At 67.4% G+C, this 19984-nt stretch carries 19 protein-coding genes; 12 read left to right on the top strand and 7 right to left on the bottom strand.

From position 1 onward, the window contains the following. The first annotated feature begins 41 nt into the window (after positions 1 to 41). Positions 42 to 1730, top strand: a complete 1689-nt coding sequence (locus tag AC07NY_RS05005; RefSeq protein WP_494582239.1) for a mucoidy inhibitor MuiA family protein — start codon at positions 42 to 44, stop codon at positions 1728 to 1730. 111 nt (positions 1731 to 1841) lie between these two features. Here the strand turns inward: AC07NY_RS05005 and AC07NY_RS05000 are convergent, their stop codons facing one another. Both AC07NY_RS05000 and AC07NY_RS04995 read right to left on the bottom strand, forming a co-directional pair. Next, complete coding sequence (locus AC07NY_RS05000) at positions 1842 to 2426, bottom strand: tyrosine phosphatase family protein (RefSeq protein ID WP_494582237.1); 585 nt, start codon at positions 2424 to 2426, stop codon at positions 1842 to 1844. Positions 2427 to 2549: 123 nt separating this feature from the next. After that, positions 2550 to 3746 (bottom strand): M20 aminoacylase family protein, encoded by a 1197-nt coding sequence (locus AC07NY_RS04995; protein ID WP_492285121.1) that lies wholly within the window; start codon positions 3744 to 3746, stop codon positions 2550 to 2552. A gap of 305 nt (positions 3747 to 4051) precedes the next feature. Here AC07NY_RS04995 and AC07NY_RS04990 point away from each other — a divergent pair, with 305 nt between their 5' ends. Further along, entirely contained in the window at positions 4052 to 5344 is a 1293-nt protein-coding gene (locus tag AC07NY_RS04990) for an adenylosuccinate synthase (protein ID WP_494582236.1), read from the top strand. A 31-nt stretch (positions 5345 to 5375) separates the two neighbouring features. Then, the gene (locus AC07NY_RS04985) at positions 5376 to 6617 is read left to right on the top strand and encodes a histidine kinase (protein WP_494582234.1); all 1242 of its coding nucleotides are present in this window, start codon (positions 5376 to 5378) and stop codon (positions 6615 to 6617) included. Between the two features lie 117 nt (positions 6618 to 6734). Here the strand turns inward: AC07NY_RS04985 and AC07NY_RS04980 are convergent, their stop codons facing one another. Further along, on the bottom strand, positions 6735 to 7682 hold the full coding sequence (locus AC07NY_RS04980; protein WP_494582232.1) for a polyprenyl synthetase family protein: 948 nt from the start codon (positions 7680 to 7682) through the stop codon (positions 6735 to 6737). 129 nt (positions 7683 to 7811) lie between these two features. On the opposite strand from AC07NY_RS04980, the gene mtgA reads away from it, so the two are divergent. Next, entirely contained in the window at positions 7812 to 8477 is a 666-nt protein-coding gene (gene mtgA, locus AC07NY_RS04975; RefSeq protein WP_494583689.1) for a monofunctional biosynthetic peptidoglycan transglycosylase, read from the top strand. A 169-nt stretch (positions 8478 to 8646) separates the two neighbouring features. After that, positions 8647 to 8832, top strand: a complete 186-nt coding sequence (gene rpmF, locus AC07NY_RS04970) for a 50S ribosomal protein L32 (protein ID WP_047582212.1) — start codon at positions 8647 to 8649, stop codon at positions 8830 to 8832. A 72-nt stretch (positions 8833 to 8904) separates the two neighbouring features. Here the strand turns inward: rpmF and AC07NY_RS04965 are convergent, their stop codons facing one another. Next, a complete protein-coding gene (locus tag AC07NY_RS04965) occupies positions 8905 to 9117 on the bottom strand; it encodes a hypothetical protein (RefSeq protein WP_494582230.1) in 213 nt (70 codons plus the stop codon). Between the two features lie 172 nt (positions 9118 to 9289). On the opposite strand from AC07NY_RS04965, the gene AC07NY_RS04960 reads away from it, so the two are divergent. From AC07NY_RS04960 to AC07NY_RS04950, 3 genes are all read left to right on the top strand, one after another. Further along, positions 9290 to 10984: an EAL domain-containing protein gene (locus tag AC07NY_RS04960; protein ID WP_494582229.1), complete on the top strand. Its 1695-nt coding sequence runs from the start codon at positions 9290 to 9292 to the stop codon at positions 10982 to 10984. A gap of 152 nt (positions 10985 to 11136) precedes the next feature. Then, complete coding sequence (locus tag AC07NY_RS04955) at positions 11137 to 11562, top strand: hypothetical protein (RefSeq protein WP_494582228.1); 426 nt, start codon at positions 11137 to 11139, stop codon at positions 11560 to 11562. Then, positions 11559 to 12752 (top strand): HlyD family secretion protein, encoded by a 1194-nt coding sequence (locus tag AC07NY_RS04950; protein ID WP_494582227.1) that lies wholly within the window; start codon positions 11559 to 11561, stop codon positions 12750 to 12752. Before AC07NY_RS04955 ends, AC07NY_RS04950 begins: the two co-directional genes overlap by 4 nt. A gap of 165 nt (positions 12753 to 12917) precedes the next feature. Here the strand turns inward: AC07NY_RS04950 and phaR are convergent, their stop codons facing one another. Then, positions 12918 to 13520 carry a polyhydroxyalkanoate synthesis repressor PhaR gene (gene phaR, locus AC07NY_RS04945; RefSeq protein ID WP_257731039.1) on the bottom strand — a complete coding sequence of 201 codons (603 nt, stop codon included), beginning with the start codon at positions 13518 to 13520 and terminating at the stop codon, positions 12918 to 12920. A gap of 307 nt (positions 13521 to 13827) precedes the next feature. On the opposite strand from phaR, the gene AC07NY_RS04940 reads away from it, so the two are divergent. The 3 genes from AC07NY_RS04940 to phbB all read left to right on the top strand — a co-directional run bounded on the left by AC07NY_RS04940 (position 13828) and on the right by phbB (position 16107). Continuing rightward, positions 13828 to 15006, top strand: a complete 1179-nt coding sequence (locus tag AC07NY_RS04940) for an acetyl-CoA C-acetyltransferase (RefSeq protein ID WP_492285129.1) — start codon at positions 13828 to 13830, stop codon at positions 15004 to 15006. Positions 15007 to 15022: 16 nt separating this feature from the next. Continuing rightward, positions 15023 to 15238, top strand: a complete 216-nt coding sequence (locus tag AC07NY_RS04935) for a DUF1737 domain-containing protein (protein ID WP_494582225.1) — start codon at positions 15023 to 15025, stop codon at positions 15236 to 15238. A gap of 143 nt (positions 15239 to 15381) precedes the next feature. Continuing rightward, positions 15382 to 16107 carry an acetoacetyl-CoA reductase gene (phbB, locus tag AC07NY_RS04930; protein ID WP_492285130.1) on the top strand — a complete coding sequence of 242 codons (726 nt, stop codon included), beginning with the start codon at positions 15382 to 15384 and terminating at the stop codon, positions 16105 to 16107. 70 nt (positions 16108 to 16177) lie between these two features. Here the strand turns inward: phbB and AC07NY_RS04925 are convergent, their stop codons facing one another. Then, positions 16178 to 17416 carry an MFS transporter gene (locus AC07NY_RS04925; RefSeq protein ID WP_494582223.1) on the bottom strand — a complete coding sequence of 413 codons (1239 nt, stop codon included), beginning with the start codon at positions 17414 to 17416 and terminating at the stop codon, positions 16178 to 16180. A gap of 234 nt (positions 17417 to 17650) precedes the next feature. Then, positions 17651 to 18853, bottom strand: coding sequence for an MFS transporter (locus tag AC07NY_RS04920; protein ID WP_494582221.1), 1203 nt, complete (start codon positions 18851 to 18853; stop codon positions 17651 to 17653). A gap of 169 nt (positions 18854 to 19022) precedes the next feature. Here AC07NY_RS04920 and yddG point away from each other — a divergent pair, with 169 nt between their 5' ends. After that, positions 19023 to 19880 carry an aromatic amino acid exporter YddG gene (gene yddG, locus AC07NY_RS04915; protein ID WP_494582219.1) on the top strand — a complete coding sequence of 286 codons (858 nt, stop codon included), beginning with the start codon at positions 19023 to 19025 and terminating at the stop codon, positions 19878 to 19880. Positions 19881 to 19984: the final 104 nt, after the last annotated feature.

Genomic DNA, 19984 nt, shown 5'->3' with positions numbered 1-19984 from the left:
TATCACGGCGACGTGATTGCGATCTGGAGGGGATGATTTCGATGCGAAGCCATATTGCCGCCGCCCTGATTCTCGCGCCCGGCCTCGCCGCTGCGGCAGAGACCGAACTGTCGAGCCGGATCGACCGCGTCACGGTCTTTCCGGACGGAGCGGTGGTGACGCGGCTCGGCAAGGCCGACCTGATGCAGGGCGTCTCGCAGATCGTGCTGCGCGGCCTGCCGGCGACGATCGATCCCGCCTCGATCCGCGTCGAGGGCAAGGGCGACGGTTCATTCTCGGTCGGCGCGGTCGATGTCCGCGTCACGCCGGGCGATGCCAGGCCCGTGCTCGACACGGTGCTTGAAGAGAAGCTCAAGACGCTGCGCGACGAGAAGGAAAAGCTTTCCGGCCAGATCGGCGCGATCGAAGCGAAGCGCGCCACGATCGAGCGCTTCGCGCAGGTCGGCCCCGACAAGCTCGGCCCCGACGGGAAGGCCCTGCCCGTCGCTGACTGGCCGGCCGTGTTCGAGGCGATCGGCACCGCGCTGGTCAAGGTTCAGGACGAGTTGCGCGGCACCCGCAACCGCCTCTCCGATGTCGAGGCCGAGATCGCAGCGCTGGAGCGCGCCCGCCCGCAGGCCGGCCGCCCCGGTGCGCCGAAGCGTGACGTCGCCATCTCCGTCGAGGCGCTGCAGCCGGTCGCGGCGGAGTTCACCGTGACCTATCGCGTCACCGGCGCGAACTGGACGCCGACCTACGAGGCGCGCCTGACCACGACCGGCGAGAAGCCGGAGATCGCCCTGACGCGCCGCGCCGAGATCCGCCAGCGCACAGGCGAGGCCTGGGACGATGTCGCGCTCGCGCTCTCGACCACGCGCTCAGCCGGGGGCACCCGCGCGCCCGATCTCACCCCGATGCAGGTCGCCTTCTTCGAGCCGCCGGTGGTCTATGAGAGCCGCCCGCGCCTCGGTGCCGCGCCCGCTCCCATGGCGGCCCGCGCCAAAGCCGAAGCCGAAGTGGCGGCGGACACGTTGGCCAAGCAGTCGCAGCGCTCCGCCGCGCCGAAGCCCGCCGAAGTTCAGGTCGCGACGATTGAGGCCGGCGCCTATCAGGCGAATTTCCAGGTGCCCGGCCGCGCCACGATCCCGCAGGACGGCAGCTCCAAGACGGTGACGCTGACCCAGCGCAAGGCGGAAGCGACGCTCGCTGCCCGCACCGTGCCGGAGCTGGAACAGAAGGCCTATCTGGAGGCCGGCTTCGTCCATGAGGAGGAGGCGCCACTGCTGGCCGGGCGCGTCGCGCTGCATCGCGACGGCACCTATGTCGGCATGGGCCAGTTCAACCTCGTCGCACCGGGTGACAAGGTCGAGCTCGGCTTCGGCGCCGACGACCGCATCAAGGTCTCGTTCGCGCCGGTGAAGCGCCGCGAGAACGAGCCGGGCTGGCTCGGCCAGACCCGCACCGATCTGCGCGAGTTCCGCACGGTGGTGAAGAGCCTGCACGCCAAGCCGGTCAGGATCACCGTGCTGGAACGCATCCCCTTCTCGGAGAGCAGCGCGATCACGGTCGAGACCATCGCCGCCCAGACCACGCCACCGACCGAGAAGCAGGTCGGTGACCGCCGCGGTGTCGCCTCCTGGACCTTCGATCTGGCACCCGGTGCCGAGAAGGAGATCAAGCTCGCCTACCGCATCAAATGGCCGGGCGACCGCGAGCTCTCCTACGAGGAACAGCCGCTGCCGGGGCGATAGGCCACCTTTCCGTCATTCTCGGGCGAAGCAAAGCACAGACCCGAGAATCTCTTTCAGGATAGGTCGCCTTCTTCGGCATGAGATGCTCGGGTCAAGCCCGAGCATGACGACTCAGAACCCCAAACCCATCTCGATCTCGCGCTTGCGCCCGAGATCGTTCATCCAGGTCCGGAATTGGGGCTGCGCCTCGATCTGATGGGCATAGTGCCGCCGCAGCGCCTGCGTGAGCCTGCCGCCGCGGCCGAGCTGCTCGTCGGCGAAGCCGATCATCACCGAATTCGGCCAGGCTTGTGGCCTGATCTCGCGCAGACGGGCGAACAGCGCATCCTCGTCCTCGGCCGCATCAGCCTGTGCCATCAGCGTCATCATCGCCGCCGTCGAGCGCGAGATACCCATGTGGCAATGCACGAGGAGGTGGCCCTTGACGCGGCCCGTCGCGGTCTCGCGCAAGCCCTCGCCGAAGTTGATGATCTCGCCGACATGCTCCGGCGTCGGCATGGTCTGGCCGGGCTTCGGATCGATGATGTCATGGAAGCGCAGCGTGACGCGGTGGTGCTCGCCATAGGTCCCGAAAGCGTCGATCTCGGCCCGGTCGGGATCGATCACCGAGAGCACATGCGTCACCTCGCGGGCGCTGTTGCCGGGCAATTCCTCGATGCCGCAGATCGTCAGGGTCGAGATGGACAGGGTCTTCATGGCGCGCCTCCGCTACGGAGCCCGCCGCCTAGCGCTCTTGCGCCGGCTATACAACCACCGGAAATGACGGGCTGCCCTGCATGATTGCGGCCGGCCCCGAAGGGCCGGCCGCGATATTCCTGATCAGGCGGCCTTGGCCTGCCCGAGTTCCTGATCGACGACGCCGACCCAGTAGCGCACGCCGTCCGGGATGATCTCGTCGTTGAAGTCGTAGAGCGGCGTATGCAGGCCGACGAAGGAGCCGTCCGGGTTGACGCCGTTGCCGATGCGCATGAAGGCGCCCGGACGCACCAGCATCATCTCGGCGAAATCCTCGCCGCCCGTGCCGGGCCGGAGCTGGCCGTTGACCTTCTCGGCGCCCACCGCCGCCGTGGCTGCAGCAACGCCGACCCGCACCTGCTCGGCCTCGTTCACCAGCGGGCTGGTGCCGCGATGGTAATAGGCCTCCGCCTTGCAGCCCCAGGCCTGCGCGGTGGCTGCCGCAAGTTCGGCGATGCGCCGCTCGACGATGTCGCGCACTTCCATGGAGTAGGTCCGCGCCGTGCCGCCGATGACGAGTTCGGAGGGGATCACGTTCGAAGCGTTGACGTCGCCGCCATGGATGAAGCCGACACTGATCACCGCCGTGTCGAGCGGGGCGACGTTGCGGCCGATGATGCCCTGCAGGCCGAGCACGAAATGCGCCTGCGCGTAGGTGATGTCGGTCGAGCGATGCGGCTGCGAGCCGCCATGGCCGCCGACGCCGTGGAAGGTGACCTTCCAGAAATCCGCCGCCGCCAGGAACGGGCCGACCGTGGTGCCGAAGGTGCCGGGCGCCATGCCGGGCGTGTTGTGCAGGCCGTAGATCGCGTCGCAGGGGAAGCGCTCGAACAGCTTGTCGGCGAGCATCGCGTTGGCGCCGCCGCGGCCTTCCTCGGCCGGCTGGAAGATCAGGTTGACGGTGCCCTCGAAATCCCGGTTCTCGGCAAGGTAGCGCCCGGCCGCGAGCAGCATCGTGGTGTGCCCGTCATGGCCGCAGGCATGCATCCGGCCCGGATTCTTCGAGGAATAGGGCAGGTTCGTCGTCTCATCGAGCGCGAGGCAGTCCATGTCGGCACGCAGGCCCACGGCACGGCCGGGCTTGTTGCCGCGGATCACGCCGACGACGCCGGTCTTGCCGACATTCTCGGTGACCTCGACACCCCACTCACGAAGCTTGTCGGCGACGAGCTTGGCCGTACGGACTTCTTCGAGGCCGAGTTCGGGATGCTCATGGATGTCGCGGCGGATCGCGGTGAAGGCGGCGTGATGCTGGTCGAGCCAGGCGTCGAGCTTCGTCATGGTCGGTGAAATCCCCTCTCCTGTGGGCGGCACGCGGCATGGCCCCTCCAGTGCCGCCTGCTGACCCATAGCCCTTACGCCCGATTGTGGCAGCATCACTGCGCAGATGCTGCAGGGCGGCCATGCTCCGGCAGTTTATCCAGCCAAATCGAGGCCCTGGCTGCCGAAAAACTTGACCTGCGGGCCGTGTTGGCTCATGAGGGCTTGCAAGGACCTGCCCCGAAACCCCGGCCTTGCGCCGGGGTTTTGCATTTGCGCGGGCCGCTTGCACAAGGCAACGCGGTAACAGCAGGGACACCTCGCTCATGGCGAATGTTGTGGTGGTCGGCGCCCAGTGGGGCGACGAGGGCAAGGGCAAGATCGTCGACTGGCTCTCCAGCCAGGCCGATGTGGTCGTCAGGTTCCAGGGCGGCCATAACGCCGGCCATACGCTGGTCATCGACGGCGTCGTCTACAAGCTCTCGCTGCTGCCCTCTGGCATCGTCCGCCCCGGCAAGCTTTCGGTCATCGGCAACGGCGTCGTCGTCGATCCCTGGCACCTCGTCGAGGAGATCGGCAAGCTGCGCGCGCAAGGGGTGGCGATCACCCCGGACAACCTGCGCATCGCCGACAACGCGACGCTGATCCTGCCGCTGCACCGCGAGCTCGACCATTTCCGCGAGACCTCGAATGCCGGCATGAAGATCGGCACGACCAAGCGCGGCATCGGCCCGGCCTATGAGGACAAGGTCGGCCGCCGCGCCATCCGCGTCATCGACCTCAAGGACGAGGCGCTGCTCGAAGCCAAGATCGAGCGCCTGCTCGCCCATCACAATGCGCTGCGCCGCGGCCTCGGCATCGGCGAGGTCGATGCCGGCGAGCTGCTCGGCCAGCTCAAGGCGATCGCGGGCGAGGTGCTGCCTTATGCCACATCGGTCTGGGCGCTGCTCGATGCCGAGCGCCGCGCCGGCAAGCGCATCCTGTTCGAGGGCGCTCAAGGAGCGCTGCTCGATGTCGATCACGGCACCTATCCCTTCGTCACCTCCTCCAACATCGTCGCCGGCCAGGCCGCGACCGGCTCGGGCATGGGCCCCTCCTCGGTCGGCTATGTGCTGGGCATCGCCAAGGCCTACACCACCCGCGTCGGCGAAGGCCCCTTCCCGACCGAGCTCTTCGACGAGATCGGCGAATTGATCGGCACCAAGGGCAAGGAATTCGGCGTCGTCACCGGGCGCAAGCGCCGCTGCGGCTGGTTCGATGCCTGCCTCGTGCGCCAGACGGTCAAGACCTCCGGCATCGACGGCATCGCGCTGACCAAGCTCGACATCCTCGACGGCTTCAAGGAGATCAAGGTCTGCGTCGGCTACAAGCTCGACGGCCAGATCCTTGAGCATCTGCCGGCCGGCCAGAACGACCAGGCCCGCGTCGAGCCGATCTACGAGACCATCGAAGGCTGGGAAGGCTCCACCGCCAATGCCCGCTCCTGGGCGGACCTCCCGGCGCAGGCGATCAAGTATGTCCGCCGCATCGAGGAGCTGATCGGCGCCACCGTCGCCGTGCTCTCGACCAGCCCGGAGCGCGACGATACGATCCTCGTCCACAACCCTTTCGAGGGTTGACGGCGGGCTTCATCAGCGACAAGTGAGGCCAATGGCCGACTTCTATCCGATCCTGGCGCGTGCGGTCGCCGGGCTGCCCGAAACCTCCCCGGAGGCCCGGCGCGCCATCTACGACCGGGCGCGGGCTGCGCTCGTCGCGCAGTTGCGCGGGCTCGACCCGCCGCTGAGCGAGGCCGAGATCATGCGCGAGCGCCTGGCGCTCGACGAGGCGGTCGCCCGGATCGAGGCGGATTACGACGAGGCTCCTGCGCCGCCGCCGGCATCGGACGGCCCGGTGATCCGCACCATCGAGAACCCGACGCTGCCGATCCGCCCGCCGACGCCGAAGAAGGCGCCGGAATTCGCGCCGCTCCCCGCCCCAGCAGGACAGGATGACGGCGAGCCCTTGCCCGAGCCGGCCGAGCCGCAAGTGGCGCGCCCCCGGGTGCAGCCGCCGCGCGAGCGGCGCGTGAAGCCCGGCCATATCCGCTCCGCGGTCGTCGGCGGTGTCGTTGCGGTCGCGGTCGCGGCCATCGCCGCCACCGCCATCTATGTCCACAAGCTGCGGCCCCAGGATACTCCGCGCCCGAACAGCGAGACCGCGCAGCGAACGCAACCGGCCCAGCCCGACAATGCCGGCAAGATCGCCGAGCGCGCCGGTGAGCCCGGCACGCCGCAGCAGAACCGGCCCACCGGCAACCAGCCGAACAACGCGCCCGGCACGCCCGTGCCGCAGCCCGGCGGCGAGATCGCGGTCGCCCAGCGCGCCGTCCTCTTCATCGAGGTGCCCGAGACTCCGCAGCAGCCGCAGACCTCGACCGGCCGCGTGTTCTGGCGCCTCGACAGCGAGAGCGCCGGCCAGGGCCGTCCGATCGAGACCATCGTGCGCGCGACCGTCGAGATTCCCGACGTCGGCCTGAGCCTCGACTTCACCATCCGCCGCAACACCGATTCGGCGTTCCCGGCCTCGCATATCATCGGGCTGCGCTTCACCAGCACCGGCGACCCGGCCTCCCAGACCGTCAAGGAAGTCGGCGTTCCCCAGTTCAAGAGCGTGGAAGGCGAGCGTGGCGCGCCGCTTTCGGCGATCAACTCGGCACTGGGCGACAATCTGTTCGTGGCCGCGCTCTCGAATGTCCCGGTCGAGGTCGAGCGCAATATCGACCTCATCCTCAGCCGCAGCTGGATCGATGTGCCCGTGCGCTTCGCCTCCGGCCGGCGCGGCATCATCACCTTCGAGAAGGGCGTCTCCGGCAGCCAGACGCTGGCCGACGCCTTCGGCCGCTGGCGGTAAGGGCACCTAGCCGTCATTCTCGGGCGAAGCGAAGCGTAGACCCGAGAATCTCGTGACGAGAAGGCACTGGTTTGCGAGATGCTCGGGTCAAGCCCGAGCATGACGGTGCTTGATCTTCTAGCTCTTCCGCTCCGCCGCGAAGCGCGCCGCAGCCCGCAGCACATCCGCTTCGGCCCCGAAGCCTGACAACGCCGCCACCGCCTCGGCGCTCAGCCGGTCGCGCTCGCGCTTGGCGCCGTCCAGCCCAAGCGCGCCGACCAGCGTTCCCTTGCCCTTGTCGGCATCCTTGGCCGTGGCCTTGCCCATCTGCTCGGCATCCGATTCTACGTCGAGGATGTCGTCGGCGACCTGGAAGGTCGCGCCCAGGGCCCGGCCATAGCGGCCGAGCGCCGCCAACGCCGCCGCATCGGCACCGCCGAGCCTTGCACCGATCTCGACGCTCGCCGCCAGCAACGCCCCGGTCTTCATCGCCTGGAGCCGGCGGATCTCGGCTTCCGGAAGCGCGCCACGCACCGCCTCGAAGCGCCCTTCGGCGGCAAGGTCGAACATCTGGCCGCCGACCATGCCCCCACATCCGGAGGCTCGCGCGAGGCAGCTCACCAGGGCCGCGCGCACCGCACCGTCGGAATGCGTCGCCTCGTCGGCCAGCACCTCGAAGGCGAGCGTCAGCAGGGCATCGCCCGCCAGGATCGCCGTCGCCTCGTCGAAGGCCTTGTGCACCGTCGGCCGGCCGCGCCGCAGGTCGTCATCGTCCATTGCCGGCAGGTCGTCATGCACCAGCGAATAGCAGTGCAGCAGCTCGACCGCGGCGCCGGCGCGCTGTGCCTGCTCGGCGGGAACCCCGAGGAACCGCGCCGTCTCGACCGTCAGGAAAGGCCGCAGCCGCTTGCCGCCTGCCAGCGCACCATGCCGCATCGCGGCGACGAGGCGGGGCGGACGCGCGATCTCGCCGGGAGCCGGGGCATCGGACAGCAGCGCCTCCAGCAGCGTCTCGATGGCGGCTGCATTCTGCGCCAGCCGCGCGTCGAGATCGCCAGGGCTTGCCGGAGGGGGGACGGAACTCATGCGCAGGTCTCGCGTTCGCTGCCGGAAGGGGGGCCTTGCCGGACGTTTGCCACACCGTCAAGCTGCGCCGCCTTGGGCTCGGGCCGCCATGGCCGGGCCGTCGAACGGTAGCGGGGGTGAAGCAAGGTGCTGGGTAGGGTTCTCGGCCTGTGCTTCCGGATCGCCCTCTGGCTGCTCCTCGCCCTCGCGGCGGCGATCCTGCTCTACCGATTCGTGCCCGTACCCTCGATGCTGATGCTCGGCCGCTGGCTGGTGCTCAAGCCCGTCGAGCGCGACTGGGTGCCGCTCGACCAGATTTCCCCACATCTCATCAGGGCCGTCATCGCCTCGGAGGACCAGCGCTTCTGCAGCCATCGCGGCGTCGACTGGGTCGAGCTGAACAAGGTGCTGGAGAACGAGGACGGGCCGAGCCGCGGCGCCTCGACGCTGACCATGCAGACCGCCAAGAACGTCTTCCTCTGGCCGGGCCGCTCCTACATCCGCAAGGGGCTGGAGATTCCGCTCGCCATGGCGATCGACCTCGCCTGGGGCAAGCCGCGCGTGATGGAGGTCTATCTCAATGTCGCCGAATGGGGCGAGGGCCTGTTCGGGGCGGAGGCCGCAGCGCAGCGCTATTTCAGCAAGCCGGCAGCCCGATTGACGCCGGCTGAAGCCACGCGCCTTGCCGGCGCCCTGCCCAATCCGCTGCTGCGCAATCCGGCCAAGCCGAATCGCGCCCTGCAATCCGCCGCCGGCCGCAGCCTGCGCCAGCTCGGCCAGCTCGGATCGCTCGGGGATTGCGCCCTGCCCGGCTGATCGACAGGATATCAGCTGCCTGAGCCATGCCGGCGAAGAAATCCGGATTCGGCACTAGCAATCCTCGCCCTGACCGTGTAAGGCCAACGCCTCACGAGATTGATCCGTCGCCGTGGCGGATGCGTGGCCTTGGGCCAGCGTCCGGGCGGTGGCATGATGGAGAAGTACAATGGCCGTTCCGAAGAGAAAGACGTCGCCGTCGAAGCGTGGCATGCGCCGCTCGGCCGACGCCCTGAAGCAGCCCACCTATATCGAGGACAAGAACTCGGGTGAGCTGCGCCGTCCGCACCATGTCGATCTGAAGAGCGGCATGTATCGCGGCCGTCAGGTCTTGAAGGTCAAGACCGACGCCTGAGGCATTCCGCCTTCGGCGCAGGCCTGCCTGCGAAAGTTTGAAACCGGCCGCGAGGCCGGTTTTTCTTTGCCTTCAGCCTTGCGCGAACTGCGGGCGGGTCTTGCCGGCGAGGATGACGAGCCGCGCCGTCGCCCGATAGCAGCCGGCAGCCGCTTGCGGGCTCGCTCGCCCACGCCGGGCGAACGGCCCGATCTCGGCCCGGGCCGCAGCCGCCTGCAGGAGCACCAGCGCGGATGCGTTGGCATCGGCGGCGTTCCGTTCGCTCCAGCTTGCGGCCTCGGCCATGTCTCACTCCGGCACAGGTCAATCGCGACGAAGGTCTTGTTGCAAGGCGGCGGCCAGCCTTAACGCCGCGTTAATCTGAAATACCGCATCGTTTCGAAGCACTTCCCATCTCATGGACAGGGCGACGAAGCACCAGAACGGGGCTCCGCGGCCGTCCTCTAGAGGCCGACCGATGCCCTCCCCGTCGATCTTCAGCTTCCAGAACGGCAGCCCGGTTGATCCCCGCAGCATCCTCTCCTCGATCGGCGAAGTGGTTTATGGCTGGGATATCCAGAGCGACACGCTGAGCTGGGGCCCGAATGCGGCCGAAGTGCTCGGCGCGATTCCCGAGCAGGCCATGCAGCGCGGCCTCGCCTTCGCCGGCCTGGTCGAGCCCGGCAGCGGCCCGAGCCGCTACGACGCGATCTTCTGCTCCAGCGAGCATGACCGGGGCGAAGGCGTCATCTACCGCACCCGCTACGCCATCGATCTCGCCGGCCGCAAGATGTGGGCCGAGGATACTGGCCGCTGGTTCGCCGGCAGCGACGGCTATCCCGCGAGCGCGCGCGGCGTGCTCAGGCTCGAACGCGCCGCCCGGCCCGACGAGCTCGAGCAGTTCGGCAACGAGCTCTGCGACCGCCCGGCGCTGGTCGAGCGAATCGGCCTGGCCCTGCAGGAACACCTCCCGGCGGAACGGCCGGTCGTCGTCCTCGTCGCCGCCATCGACGAACTTGCGCGCCTCAACGACGATTTCGGCCATGAGGCCACCGACGAGATCATCAGCACCGTCCATGAGCGCCTGCGCTCGGTGACGCGCCGGCGCGACCATCTCGTCCGCTATGCCGGCAACAGCTTCGCCATCCTCCTCGTCGGCTGCCCGCCGGAGCAGGTCGAGCAGGCGGCCCGCCGCTTCATCAAGGTGGTCGCGCAATCCGCGATCGAGACCAGCCACGGCATCGCACTGGTGCGGCTGCGCGTCGGCGCGGCGAGCGCCCCCGAACTCGGCAGCCATGGCGGCACGCTGCTGGCCGCCGCCGAAGGTGCGCTGGCGAGCGCCCGCGCCGGGTCGATCGATACCGCCGTCACCGCCAAGCCCCAGCCGCGCCGCAGCCCCGGCACCGAGCAGGCCGGCTTCGACGTGCAGGCCATTGCGGCGCTGAACGACCGCCGCGTGCGGCTGGCCTTGCAGCCGATCGTCCGCACGGGCTCGCGCGAGGTCGCTTTCCACGAGGCGCTGCTGCGCGTCGGCCAGGGCGATACCGGGCTCTATTTCGCCTCGGCCGAGCTGATCCCAATGCTGGAGCGGCGCGGCCTCGTCCGGCTGTTCGACCAGCGCGTACTCGAACTCGCCATCGAGATGCTCGGCGCCGATCCCACGCTCAACCTGTCGGTCAATGTCTCGCCGCGCTCGCTGAACGACCCCGAATGGTTCGACGCCTTCATCGCCTGCACGTCTGCCGCGCGCGGCAAGGCCTCGCGCCTCATCGTCGAGATCACGGAAACCGCGACGATCGAAAGCCCCGCCCGCATCGCCAAATTGCTCGGGCGCATCAAGGACCAGGGTGCGCGCGTCGCGATCGACGATTTCGGCGCCGGCCACACCTCGCTCCGGCACCTGCGCGCCTTCCCGATCGACATCCTCAAGATCGACGGCGCCTTCACCCAGAACCTGCGCCGCTCGACCGACGACCGCTTCTATGTCCGCACGCTGGTCGAGCTCGCCGGCCATCTCGGCGTCGAGACGGTGGCCGAATGGGTCGATGACGAGATGCAGGCGAGCATGCTGCGCGACTGGGGCGTCACCTATCTGCAGGGCCATCTCGTGGGGCGGGCCGAGCTGCATGCTCCGGTGCAGCAGGCGAGCTACCGGAAGCTCGCGGCCGGCTGAAGAGGACGTTGTTTCGGGCGCGCGTTTGACGCCGAGCCTAGAAGCGCTCCCGACCCATGGCGGACTTTCCCCTCCATAGGCGCTTACCATTTGGGGTTTATATACGAACCGATTTGTAGGGTGCCGCGCATTGCTTATGAAGGAATTGCGCGGTGGCTACAGAAGCTGGTTTGGGGCACGCAAGCCCATCATGGTTCACCTCTCCCGGTGAAACAGACACATTAGCTTGGGTAGCGTTGGCGCTTATCTGCCTCGCGCTCTACGGCATCGTAACGCTGTATGCGGCTTTTGACCGTTGGGCCGAACACCGATCGCATGGCACACCACTCGCCAAAACGATCCCGACATTGCTGGCGATCGCGCTGCTCTACGAAATCTTTCCCCTCGAGCATTTCCACTTCCTGCTTCCGCTGAGCGCAGTCCTTCTCGCCCTGATGGCAGACTGGTCACGCTTCCATGTCGCGCGATTTGGCGAGGTTGAACCGCACACCGTTTCGCCAGAGGCGGCGGTTAGCACGGGATCGCCCGACGTTGCAGTCGCTGCCCATCCTGCTCAGACAGAAGGGGCCGCCAAGTGATCGAGATCCTCCTAACGTCCTTTCCGGCTGTATTCCGCTACTACCAGCTGAAGCGTCGTGGCGAAGCCATGACGGTCTGGAACATGCGCACGGCGGTGTTCCTGTGGGCCTTGCTCGCCTTCTTCCTGTTCGTCGCGATTTTCTACTTCCATCCGAAATCCTATTCCGGGCTCCTGCCTTACCGCACGGTGTCGGTCGTGGCGCAGACGAGCGGCCCTGTCACCGAGGTCGCCGTAAAGAACATGCAGAAGGTCGCCGTCGGCGATCTGCTGTTCAGAATCGAGAATACCGCCCAGAAGGCCGCGTTGAAGCAGGCCGAGGCCGAGTTCGACAAGATCAAGGCCGCAGAGGGCAAGGCGTCTGACGCCTTGAAGGTCGCTCAGGCGGCCGTAATCGTATCGACTGCATCGCTTGATAAGCTGCGGGGCGACCTCGAAAACGCGCAAGCCCTGGTCGCCAAGAACTCTGGAACCAGAGAAGCCGTGCGGTTGGCTGAATCGTCCGTCGCTATCGGCGAGGCAAACCTGGCTTCGGCGCAGGCTCAACAGAGCTTGGCGCAGGTAGAGATTTCGCAAACCCTCCCCGCGCAGCACAAGGCCGCCGAGGCAGCTCTGGAAAGCGCCAAGGCTGCGTTGGCAATGACCGAGGTGCGCTCCTTCACCGACGGTGTTGTAACTCAGCTGGCCATGAGCGCGGGCAGCCCGGCGTCCACGTTGATCTTGAGCCCCGCCATGGTGATCATCCCTGACCGCCCGGATGATCTTCCGCTTAGGATCACGGCCGGTTTCTCTCAGGTCACGCGCACGACCATCTACGAAGGCATGCCTGCGGAGATTTCCTGCGACTCCAATATCGGGCTGAGCTTCAGCAATACGGTGCTGCCGGCGCGGGTCCGTCACGTCCAGCCGGCGATATCGTCGGGCCAGATCGTGCCGGGTGGACGGCTGATCAATTTGAGCGAGCGGACGCCGCGCGGCTCGCTGCTGGTCTACTTGGAGCTGGAGCACAAGGAGCAGGAGAAGATCATGCTCGATGGCACCGGCTGCATTGTTCAGACCTATACAACCAACCTACCTGGGTTCGCGGGACACCTGATCGCCGCGACGGGTGTGGTCAAGGCCGTTGGCTTGCGCCTGAAGGTGTGGGGCTCGCTGATCGCCGGGATCGGTCTTGCCGGAGGTGGTCATTAGTCAACTGGCTTCTCGCTTGGAAGCGATTGCTCGTTGAGGGCGACAGCATGCGGACCACAGAGTCCGCTTGCGGCCCAGTTAAGACATTCACGACATCGGCCATCCGCCCAACAAAAAGCCGCGCCCCGTTTCCCGATGGCGCGGCTCAAAATCGTCAGGCTAGCCTCAGCGCGAGCGCGACAGCTTGTCCAGCCGCTCGCGCATCTCGTTGAGCTCGCGCTTGAGATCGCCGATGTCGCCGCTGGCGGCTTCCGCCGCGGGCTTCGCACCGGCCGCCGCTTCCTGCTTGGCCTGCGCCGCCGCGGTGAACGGGTTGAACAGCCGGAACGCGTCCTGGAAGATCTGCATGTTCGCCCGCGTCTGCGCCTGGATGGCGTCGAGCGCGTTGCCGCCGAAGGCCGAGCCCCCGAAGGCCTTGGTCATCTGCTCGCGGAACTTGCTCTGCTCCTGCGTGAGGTTCTCCATCGAGAACTCCAGGTAGCGCGGCACCAGTGCCTGCATGCTGTCGCCGTAGAAGCGGATGAGCTGGCGCAGGAACGCGATCGGCAGCAGGTTCTGCCCGTCCTTGGCCTCCTCGTCGAAGATGATCTGCGCCAGCACCGAGCGGGTGATGTCTTCCCCCGATTTCGCGTCATAGACGACGAAATCCTCGCCCGAGCGCACGAGCCCGGCAAGATCCTCCAGGGTGACATAGGAGCTGGTGCCCGTATGATAGAGACGCCGGTTGGCGTATTTCTTGATGACGGTCGGTTCTTTATCGCTGGCCATCGGTCCTGCTTGACGTTGATCCGCGGCCGCCGGTGGTTCCGGCGTGCTCTGCGAAACGGTCTCCCATGGTCAGACGATAGCCTGTCGGTGCTGCACCGCAAGCTCTTTGAGCGGGCGCTGCAAAAATCCGCCGAAGCCCCTGCAACCGCAGGGATACGCCCTCCCTTACGTCACCCGATTGACGACGCCCCGGTCGATTTCGCGTCTCGCCCGTCTTGACGGCGCCGCAGCAGGCTTCGAAGGTGGCGGGGAACGGTTGAGCCGGCGGGAGCGGCGCAACCGCAACAACAAAGCGAGGAACCCTCTCATGGCAGATTCGGATATCGTGATCGTCGGTGCGGCCCGCACGGCGGTCGGCGCCTTCAGCGGCGCTTTTGCCAATACTCCCGCCCATGATCTCGGCGCCGTCGCGATCAAGGAAGCGCTGAAGCGGGCCAAGGTCGAGGCGGCCGAGGTCGACGAGGTCGTGCTGGGCCAGGTGCTCGCCGCCGGCCAGGGCCAGAACCCGGCCCGTCAGGCGGCCATGGCCGCCGGCATCCCGCAGGAGAAGACCGCCTGGGGCCTCAACCAGCTCTGCGGCTCGGGCCTGCGCACCGTCGCCATCGGCCTGCAGCAGATCGCCAATGGCGATGCCAGCATCATCGTCGCCGGCGGCATGGAATCGATGTCGCTCGCCCCGCACGCCTCCTACATGCGTGCTGGCACCAAGATGGGCGACGTCAAGTTCGTCGACACCATGATCAAGGACGGCCTCTGGGACGCCTTCCACGGCTACCACATGGGCACGACCGCCGAGAACGTCGCGACCAAGTACCAGATCAGCCGCGAGGAGCAGGACCGCTTCGCCGTCGCCTCGCAGAACAAGGCCGAGGCTGCGCAGAAGGCCGGCCGGTTCAAGGACGAGATCGCGCCGGTGACCATCTCGACCCGCAAGGGCGACATCGTCGTCGACAGCGACGAGTATCCGCGCCATGGCGCCACGATCGAGGCCATGGCCAAGCTGCGCCCCGCCTTCTCGAAGGACGGCACGGTGACCGCCGGCAACGCGTCCGGCCTCAATGACGGCGCCGCCGCGCTCGTCATCATGACCGCCAAGGAAGCGGCCCGCCGCGGCCTGACCCCGCTCGCCCGCATCGCCTCCTGGGCGACGGCCGGCGTCGATCCGCAGATCATGGGCACCGGCCCGATCCCCTCGACCCGCAAGGCGCTCGAGAAGGCCGGCTGGAAGGTCGGCGATCTCGATCTCGTCGAGGCGAACGAGGCCTTCGCGGCGCAGGCTCTGGCGGTCAACAAGGACCTCGGCTGGAACCCCGACATCGTCAACGTCAATGGCGGCGCGATCGCGATCGGCCATCCGATCGGTGCGTCGGGCGCCCGCGTGCTGGTGACGCTGTTGCACGAGATGGCCAAGCGCGACGCCAAGAAGGGCCTCGCCACGCTCTGCATCGGCGGCGGCATGGGCGTCGCCATGGCCGTGGAGCGCTGAGACAAGCGCCCCGCCCATGGCGAAGCGCACGACGCTCTACCGCTATCTCACCGGCCCCGATGACGCCTCCTTCTGTCATCGGGTTTCGGAAGCGCTGAGCCTCGGCTGGTCGCTCTACGGCCAGCCCACCCTGACCTTCGACACGGTCCAGGGCCGTGTCATCTGTGGCCAGGCCATCATCAAGGATGTGGACGCGGATTACGCGCCCACCCTGCAACTGTCTGAACAATAACGGCGGCAAGCCGAAGCACCGGACCGGAAAGTGGAGTGCGCTTTTCGGGTCAATCCGATGCTGAAACAAAGAACTGGATCGCCAATTCGCGTCTGTAAGAACGCACAACGATCTGGACCGATCACGAAAAGGGAGACTGGCCTATGGCGAAGGTGGCATTGGTTACGGGGGGCTCGCGCGGTATCGGCGAGGCGATCTCGAAGGGTCTGAAGGCGGCCGGCTACAGCGTCGCCGCGAGCTATGCCGGCAATGACGAGGCGGCGGCCAGGTTCACGGCCGAGACCGGCATCAAGACCTATAAATGGGACGTCTCGGATTATGATTCCTGCGTCGCCGGCATCGCCAAGGTCGAGGCCGATCTCGGCCCGGTCGACATCCTGGTCAACAATGCCGGCATCACCCGCGACGGCATGTTCCACAAGATGACCAAGGAGCAGTGGGACGCGGTGATCAACACCAACCTCAACTCCCTGTTCAACATGACCCGCCCGGTCTGGGAGGGCATGCGCGCCCGCAAGTTCGGCCGCGTCATCTGCATCTCCTCGATCAACGGCCAGAAGGGCCAGATGGGCCAGGTGAACTACTCCGCCGCCAAGGCCGGCGATATCGGCTTCGTCAAGGCGCTGGCCCAGGAAGGCGCGCGCGCCGGCATCACGGTCAACGCGATCTGCCCCGGCTATATCGCGACCGAAATGGTCAAGGCGATCGACCCGGCCGTGATCGAGAAGTCGATCCTGCCGCATATCCCGGTCGGCCGCCTCGGCGAGCCCGAGGAGATCGCGCGCGCCGTGGTGTTCCTGGCCAGCGACGATGCCGGCTTCATCACCGGCTCGACCCTCTCCGCCAATGGCGGTCAGAACATGGCCTGATCGGGTCAGCCATACCCCATCGAGCATTTGGAACCGCCGTCCGGCAACGGGCGGCGGTTCTGCTTTCCGGTCAGGCCATGGCGGGGCGCGGCGTGCCGTCGGTCTCCGTCGCCTCGGGCGTCTGCGTGATCCCCGGATTGAGCGGGTCGATCACCTCGAAGGGCCGCTCGACCTTGTCCGGCGCCTCGCGCATCCGCATGCGCAGGCCGGCGAAGGCTGCGAGCGCCAACGCGATCGCCGCCATGAAATAGAGCAGCCCGTCGATGTCGAAGCGCGCCATGATGCCGGCTCCGACCAGAGGCCCGAGCGCCGAGCCGAAGCCGCTGACCAGGATCAAGCGCCCGCTGACCGCAACCACGCGGTCGGCCGGCATCCGGTCGAGCGCATGGGCGACGCAAACCGGATAGAGCGTCGACATGAAGCCACCGAGCAGCGCCGCCACCGGCAACACCGCGAGGAGCGAGCGCGGCATCGCCACCAGCAGGATCACCGCCGCCGCATAGCCGACCCCCAGCCCCGCCAGCACGAGGCGGCGGTCGTTGCGATCAGACAGGCGCCCGACCGGCACCTGGAAGGCGAGCCCGCCAAGCACCGCGACCAGCATGAACAGAGCGATCGTCTGCTGCGGCGCGCCGTTGCTGAGCATCCAGGCCGGCACCAGCGCGTAAAAGGCGCTGGTCACGATGCCGCTGACCACGCAGCCGACGACCGAGATCGGCGCCTGCCGGGAGAGCTCGCCGTAGCGCAACCCCGCCTCGGGCTTGAGGCCGGGCGCTTCCGCCCGCGTCGTGCTGACCATGACCAGCGCCAGCGCGAAGAGCGCGATGACGACCTGGAACGCCCCGGCCGCCTGGATCGTGAGCCCGGCGACGGCAAGCTGGCCGATCGCCAGCGCCAGGAAGGTCCCGACCATGTAGGTCGAGAAGATGCGGCCGCGCTGGTCCGGCATCGCCTTGGCATTGAGCCAGCTCTCCGTCGTCACGAAGAGCCCGACGCAGCCGATGCCGATCACCACCCGGCAGGCCGCCCAGACCAGCGCCGAGGTCCAGAGCGGCATCAGCGCGGTCGCGACCACGACCAGCCCGGCGAAGGCCGTATAGGCGCGGATATGGCCGACACGCTGGATCACGCCGCCGCTCGACACGGCGCCGATGGTGAAGCCAACGAAATAGGCGCTGAGCACGATGCCGGTCGCAGCCGGGCCGAAATCCTCGAGCGTCAGCCGCAAGGACAGGAAGGTATTGAAGAAGCCGTTCGCGAGCTGCACCAGGCTCGTCGCGGCGATCAGCGTTCCGATCTGAAGCAGCATCGGCCAATCCCTGTAGCGTCGGACCGAAAAGTGGATTCCACTTCTCGAATAAATCCGATGCAATACCAACGAGATAGACCATCGTTACCGCGTCCGGTCGGACGCGCGATGATCCAGGCGGCGGCCGACCGTGGTCGACCCGATCGGCACAGGGCTAGCCGGCGAATGTGGGCTCAATGCGTCGAGCCTTGTCCGGAGCAGCGGCCCGCAGGCCGCCGCCGGAAGGCGTCCGGCTCAGCTCTGCTGCCCGCTCTTCGGCAGCAGGAAGGTCAAGAGGCCGAAGGCCGGCAGCCAGGCGCAGATCTTGAACACCTCGATGATGCCGATCTTGTCGGCGAGCAGGCCGATGCCGGCCGCCGCGACGCCGCCGAGCCCGAAGGACAGCCCATAGAACAGACCGCCGACGAGGCCGACCCGGTGCGGCACGAGATCGATCGCGTAGATCAGGATCGCCGAGAAGGCGCTCGACATGATGAAGGAGACGACGATGCTGAGCACGCCGGTCCAGAACAGGTCGGCATGGGGCAGCATCAGCGCGAAGGGCAGCGAGCCCAGGATCGACAGCCAGATCACCCGGTCGCGGCCGATCCGGTCGCCGATCATGCCGCCGACGATCACGCCGATGGCGCCGACGACGAGATAGAGGAACAGCATGATCTGCGAGAGCTGGATCTCGATGCCGAAACGCTCGATCAGGTAGAAGGTATAATAGGAGGTGAAGGCGGCCGTGTAGCCGTTCTTCGAGATCAGCAGCATCACCAGCACGGCCATCGCCAGCAGCACGCGGCCGCGCGGCAGGCCATGGCTCGCCGTCTCGTCCACATGCGTCGATGAGGATTTCTGCTCGCGCCGCATCGCCGAATAGCGCGCGCCGAGCCAGCCCATCACCAGCATCGCGACCAGCACGACGCCGGAGAACCAGGACAGGCTCTCCTGCCCGCGCGGCATCACCACCAGCGCCGCCAGCAGCGGGCCGACGGAATAACCGATATGGCCGCCGACCTGGAACACGCCCTGCGCCAAGCCCTGACGGCCGGCGGCGGCATGGCGTGCCATCCGCGTCGCCTCCGGATGGAACACCGCCGAGCCCAGCCCGATCAGCCCCGCCCCGAACAGGACCATGGGGTAGCTATGGGCGAAGGAGAGCATCAACAGGCCCGCCAGCGTCGCGCACATGCCGGCGACCATCGCATAGGGCCAGGGCTTGCGATCGGTGACGAAGCCGAGCAGCGGCTGCAGCAGCGAGGAGGTTACCTGGAAGGCGAGCGTGATCAGGCCGATCTGCACGAAGTCGAGCTTGTAGTTCTCCTTGAACAGCGGATAGAGCGCCGGGATCATCGACTGGACGAGATCGTTCAGCAGATGCGCGACGCTGAGCGCTGCCAGAACCGGCATCAACGGGCGGCGAGCGGCGGATTGCAGCGGGATCGTGGTCATAATGCAGGCAATGAGCCGCCTTTTGCGTGCGGTCAACGGGGCCGGGAGCATGACGCCCATGGCTGCAAGGCTGAGTTGCGGTGCAGCATCACGCTCATCCGCGCCGGCACCCATCGGCAAGCCCCGCGAAACCTGCTATCGCCGCGCGGACTTCATCCCCGGCATCCTCATGACCGCCCGCACCGCGACCCTCATCGGCTTCTGCGCCATCCTGCTCTGGTCGACGCTCGCGCTGTTCACGGCGATGTCGGGCCGCGTCCCGCCCTTCCAACTCGTCGCCATGACCTTCGTCATCGGCGGCCTGCTGATCCTCGCGATCACGGCTTTGCGCGGGCAGCTCTCCCGCATCCGTCCGACACCGGCCTCCTTCGCTCTCGGGCTCTACGGCCCGTTCGGCGACACCGCGCTCTATTACGCCGCCGTGAAGACCGCGCCGGCTGCCGAGGCGAACCTGATCCATTATCTCTGGCCGCTGCTGATCGTGCTCTTCGCCGCGCTGCTACCGGGTGGCGGCCTCAAGCCCCGCCATCTTGTTGGCGCGCTGATCGGGCTGGTGGCCACAGGCCTTCTCGTCTCGGGAGGCCTTGGAAGCGGCAGCGGGCTTGCGCTCGGCCATGTGCTGGCGGCGCTCGGCGCCTTCGTCTGGGCGAGCTATTCGGTGGCCTCGCGCCGCTTCGCCAATGTGCCCTCGGAAAGCCTCTGCGTGACCATGCTGGGCTGCGCCATCCCCGCGCTCGCCTGCCATTTCGCCTTCGAGACCACGCTCTGGTCGCTGACACCCGTGGAATGGGGCGGCGTGCTTGGCCTCGGCCTCGGCTCGATTGGGCTCGCCTTCGTCGTCTGGGATATCGGCATGAAGCAGGGCGACGTCGCCCTGCTCGGCGTCGCTTCCTATGCCGCACCGGTGCTCTCGACGCTGATCCTCGTGCTGTTTGGCTATGCTCCGGCCAGCTGGCTGCTGGCGGCGTCCTGCGCGCTGATCGTGGTCGGGGCGCTGGTGGCGAGCGGCGGCGGGCGCAAAGCCTAGAGACGGAGCGTCATTCTCGGGCTTGACCCGAGAATCTCATGACGAGAGGGCTTTCGTTTCCGAGATGCTCGGGTCAGGCCCGAGCGTGACGGCCTCGATCCCAC

Source organism: Allobosea sp. GW821-FHT09G06 (genome assembly GCF_059416005.1).
This window is presented reverse-complemented; position numbering and strand designations above follow the sequence as displayed.